Raw genomic sequence first — 4,697 nt, 5'->3', positions numbered from 1 at the left:
ACAGTCGCTCCTGAAGGGCCGGGGCGGTCGAAGTCGGTAAGGTAAGGCTGGCCTAAATGTCCGGATTAGAGGCGCAGCGGATCCGGGGCTCGGCCCGTCGGCGCGAGCCCCGGAGGCTCGAACGAATCAGCGCCCGCGCGTCACGGGTGGCTGGTGAGATAGCCGCCCATGGTGCGGAAGTACTCGGTCGCGGCCAGCTCGGTGCCGTCCTCCAGGCGAACCCGTTCGACCGCGAGGCCGGGACTCTTGCCGCGGCGGGCCTCGGCGCCGGCCACGATGACGACGGCGTCACCCTCGCGGATGAAGATCCGACCGGGCGTACCGCCGTAGTTGCCCCGCGAGACGGACGCGGCGGTGATGCGCAGCCGCTGTCCCCGGTGGAACGCGTACGCGTTCGGGTACGGGTCGGACTGCGCCCGGACCAGCCGGTCCAGCTCCTCCGCCGACCAGGTCCAGTCGATGCGGTTGTCCTCATCGGACCGCTTGTGGAAGAAGCTGGCCTTCGAGCGGTCCTGTGGCGTCCAGTCGGTCTTGCCGGAGGCGATGAGCGCGAGACCGTCGACGGTGATCGGCCCGAACAGCTCCAGCGTCTTGTGGAACAGGTCGGTCGTCGTGTCCCGCGGACCGACCGGCACCGACCGCTGCAACACGATGTTGCCGGCGTCCAACTCCGCATCCATCATGTGCGCGGTCACCCCGACCTCCTTCTCGCCGTTGAGCAGAGCCCAGATCAACGGCGAGAAGCCCGCGTACGCGGGGAGTAGCGAGTCGTGCACGTTGAGCGTGCCCCGCCGGGGCAGCTCGAAGATCTGCGGTGGGATCCAGGTGCGCCAGTTGGTCGCCACGATGACGTCCGGATCGGCCTTCTCCAACGGGATCAGCAGATCGTCGTCGGGCCGGTCGCGGACCTCGACCGGGATGCCGTGCGCCGCCGCGAGGTCGGCGACCGAGTCGCTCCAGATCCGCTCGTACGCGTGCTCGCTCGGCGGGTGCGTGACCACCAGAGCGACCTCGTGCTCCGAGTCCAGCAGTGCTTGCAGGGTCCGATGCCCCCACGTCTGGTACCCGAACATGACTACCCGCACGGTTCCTCCTGGCCCATCCAACTCAGCGAAAGTTAGGTTAGTCTAACCTAGCTTCGCGCCGTCCCCGGGGGCGGCTCTTTCACGTGCAGGGTGTCGACCCGCTCGACCTGACGATGAGGACTGCCGATGTCACAGGCCGCTCCGTACGGCGCAACTCCGGTCTACGACCTGCTCGGAATCGGCTTCGGTCCCTCCAACCTGGCCTTAGCGGTCGCCGTGCACGAACACAACGGCGACGCCGCGGCCGACCCGGTCACCGCCGTGTTCCTGGAGCGCCAGGCCCGTTTCGGCTGGCACCGCGGCATGCTGCTGTCGGACGCGACGATGCAGGTGTCCTTCCTCAAGGACCTGGTCACGCTGCGTAACCCCACCAGTGAGTTCAGCTTCCTGTGCTATCTGAAGGACCGGGGACGGCTCGTCGACTTCGTCAACCACAAGAGCTTCTTCCCGCTGCGCGTCGAGTTCCACGACTACCTCGAGTGGGCCGCGGCCAAGGTCGGCGACCTGGTGCACTACGGCCAGGAGGTCACCAGGGTCGTCCCGGTGCTCCGCGACGGCGTCGTCGAGGCGTTCGACGTGCTGGTGCGCCACGGTGGCCGCGTCACCTCGTACCGTGCCCGCAATCTCGTCATCGCGACCGGGCTGCTCCCGCAGACCCCGGCCGGCGTGCAGGTCTCCGACCAGATCTGGCACAGCCGCGACCTCCTGACCAACATCGACCGGCTCGACGGCACCGACCCGTCCCGGTTCGTCGTGGTGGGCGCCGGCCAGAGCGCCGCCGAGGTCACCGCGTTCCTGCACGAGCGGTTCCCGACCGCCGAGGTGTGCGGCGTGTTCTCCCGCTACGGCTACAGCCCGGCCGACGACAGCTCGTTCGCCAACCGCATCTTCGACCCGGCCGCCGTGGACGACTATTTCACCGCGCCGTCGGAGGTCAAGACGATGCTGATGAACTACCACCGCAACACGAACTACGCGGTCGTCGACGCCGACCTCATCGAGGAACTCTACCGGCGCTCCTACCAGGAGAAGGTCAACGGCGTCCAGCGGCTGCGCCTGCTCAACATGTCCCGTCTGACCGGGGCCCGCGAGCACGACGGCCGGGTGGCCGTCACCATCGAGACGCTGACCACCGGCGAGGTGTCGGTCCTCGACGCCGACGTCCTGATCTGCGCCACCGGCTACCAGCCGGTCGACCCGTTCCCGCTGCTCGACGACGCGGCCCGGTACTACCACCGGGACGAGTTCGGCCGGGCCGTGGTGCAGCGCGACTACCGCATCCGGGCGGACGCGTCGGTGCGGGCCAACGTCTACCTCCAGGGCGGCACCGAACACTCCCACGGCATCAGCGCCTCCCTGCTGTCCAACGCGGCGGTACGTGCCGGCGAGATTCTCGGCTCCATCGTCGACCGCCGCGCCGACGACCGCCCGGTGGCCAGCCGCGTCGCGGTGGCCGCGGGTGTGCCGGACTGACGACACAGGTCGACGACCGTGGGGCAGCAGTGCCGGCGCGGTCGTGCGGCGCTACCTGTTGCGCGCGCGGAGGAACAGGATCACCACGATGGCGACCGCGACGAGGGCGAAGAAGCCGATCATCACCGGTGTGTCGACGGGCGACTTCGGACCGCCGACCACGGCGAGGTTTTCCAGCATGTTCGTCTCCGTCCGATGAGGAGGGTGCGGGTCAGGACCACTCCCTTCCCGAAATGCCCGGCGCCCAACCCGCTCCGGTGCTGACCGGGCTGACCCGGCGCCGCCCGCACCCGTGGCGCTGCGTCAGAAGCTGCTGACCAGCTTCACGAACGCTTCGTCGATCTTGGCGGGATCGGTGGCGTCGAAGGCCTTGCCCGACGAGGCCTTGGCGATCTGGTCCAGGGTGGCGAAGTCCGACTCCCGGTCGAAGGCGATGCAGAACACCTTCACCGGATGTTGCGGGTCCAGGGCGACGTCGGCGAGCAACCGGGGGAGGTCGTTGTCCCGGCTGTACTCGTTCTTGCCGTCGGTCAGCACGACGATCGCGTTGATCCGCTGCGGGTCGTACCGCTCGCGCAGTTCTCGGTGTGCGGCCCGGACCGTGGCGTAGAGCGCGGTGGCGCCCTCGACGTGCAGGCCGGCGATCCTGGCGTTGATCTGCTTCTGGTCGAACTCGCCGAGTGGGACCTCCCGCCGGTAGGGCGTCTTCGGCCGACTCGGAATCTCGGAGGAGAACGACCAGAGCCCCACCCGGTCTTCGCTGTTGAGCAGCGCGAGGCCCTTGCCCGCCGCCGCCGAGGCGACCTGGAACCGGGTACGGGTCCCGACCATCGCCTCCATCGACCCCGAGGTGTCCAGGGCGATCAGGATGTTGGCCTTCTTGCGGAGCGTGCGCCAGCCGTCCAGCATCGCGCCGACCACCTGCGGGTCCGGGGGCTCGAAGTAGGTCAGCCCGCCGGTGGGCTCGGCGCCGACGCTGGCGAGCAACTCCGCCGAGGCGCGGCGTTTGTGATCCCGGAAGCCGAGGCGGGCGAAGCTCTTCTGCTGGTCGTCCTCGGTGAGGAATTTCTGGAAGTCGGCCGCCGCCGCGCGCTGCCGCTTGTCGGCGGAGGGCAGCACGACGAACGGGTGGTCCAGGTTGAACGTGCCCTCCCTGGGGTGGACGGCGACAAGCGGGACGTTCGGCCGGCGACCCTGCTGCTGCCCGTCCTGCCGGGGGCTCAGCGCACCCGTGTTGTAGAGGTCCACCAGTTCCTCCTGCAGGACGATGGCACTCATGTCGTCGGTGCGGCCCGCCCCGCCGGCCAGGTCGGCCTCGGCGAGGCCGCGCAGCAGGTCGACCGAGTCGTCGCTGTAGTGCGACACGTTGGCCTCGATCCGGCGGACGAACTGGGTGACCGCGGGGTTGGCCAGGTCGGACCGGGTCAGGTCGTTGGACCGTTGCACCGCCGCGTAGTACGTGGCGATGGTCGCCGCCAACCCGGAGGTGGACAGGTTCGGGTTGTCCTTGCCGAAGGTGAAACGCCCCCACTCCGGCTTGCCGAAGCTCGCCCACCCGTCCCGCCCGGAGAGGCCCAGGATCTCTCCCCAGCCCAGCGACCCGCGCTGGCGTACCAGCTCGGCCTTGGGCTGCGGCATCGCGATCACCAGCGGGCTGTTGGCGATCGACGGGTAGCGGTCCGGGGTCTGCGGCTCCCGCCCGGCGGCCTGGTCGAGCAGCCGGAGCTGGCCGGTCCAGAGACTCGACGTCGGCAACCAGACCTGTGGTTGCGGCAGGCCGGTGTTGGCCCAGCCGGTGGCCAGCGCCTCGGTGGCCTTGCCCGAGTTCAACGCGCTGACGTGCACCTGGGCGCAGCCGCCGCCATCGATCGACCGGTCGCCGCGGTTGTAGCGTTCGGCCAGGTCGACGAGCAGAGCCGCCTTCTCCGTGGAGGAGTTGACCTCAAGCGTGGTGGTGCAGTCGGCTTCGCGCTGTTGGACGATCACGAACGCCCCGGCGATGACCACCAGGCCGGCGGTGACGGCGGCGGTGTACGGCAACCACTGCCGCGGACGCGTGGCGGTTGGGGGCATCGGGACGTCCTCCTCGGCGGGCGGGGCGGTGGCAGTCAACCTATCGATCCGGTGCCAGCCGGTGAC

The 4,697-nt window shown here is 69.5% G+C and carries 4 protein-coding genes; 1 reads left to right on the top strand and 3 read right to left on the bottom strand.

Annotated features, from left to right (window positions below):
- Positions 1-140: 140 nt before the first annotated feature.
- The gene (locus ACGFIQ_RS22315; protein ID WP_357073348.1) at positions 141-1,085 is read right to left on the bottom strand and encodes a methionyl-tRNA formyltransferase; all 945 of its coding nucleotides are present in this window, start codon (positions 1,083-1,085) and stop codon (positions 141-143) included.
- 126 nt (positions 1,086-1,211) lie between these two features.
- On the opposite strand from ACGFIQ_RS22315, the gene ACGFIQ_RS22310 reads away from it, so the two are divergent.
- A complete protein-coding gene (locus ACGFIQ_RS22310; RefSeq protein WP_393246462.1) occupies positions 1,212-2,558 on the top strand; it encodes a lysine N(6)-hydroxylase/L-ornithine N(5)-oxygenase family protein in 1,347 nt (448 codons plus the stop codon).
- A gap of 51 nt (positions 2,559-2,609) precedes the next feature.
- Here ACGFIQ_RS22310 and ACGFIQ_RS22305 read toward each other — a convergent pair whose 3' ends face one another.
- Both ACGFIQ_RS22305 and ACGFIQ_RS22300 read right to left on the bottom strand, forming a co-directional pair.
- Positions 2,610-2,738, bottom strand: a complete 129-nt coding sequence (locus ACGFIQ_RS22305) for a hypothetical protein (RefSeq protein ID WP_357522714.1) — start codon at positions 2,736-2,738, stop codon at positions 2,610-2,612.
- Positions 2,739-2,861: 123 nt separating this feature from the next.
- On the bottom strand, positions 2,862-4,631 hold the full coding sequence (locus ACGFIQ_RS22300) for an extracellular solute-binding protein (RefSeq protein ID WP_393246460.1): 1,770 nt from the start codon (positions 4,629-4,631) through the stop codon (positions 2,862-2,864).
- Positions 4,632-4,697 lie beyond the last annotated feature (66 nt).

The sequence above is a fragment of the Micromonospora sp. NPDC048898 genome, from assembly GCF_043198035.1.
In the GTDB taxonomy this organism is placed as follows: domain Bacteria; phylum Actinomycetota; class Actinomycetes; order Mycobacteriales; family Micromonosporaceae; genus Micromonospora.
This window is presented reverse-complemented; position numbering and strand designations above follow the sequence as displayed.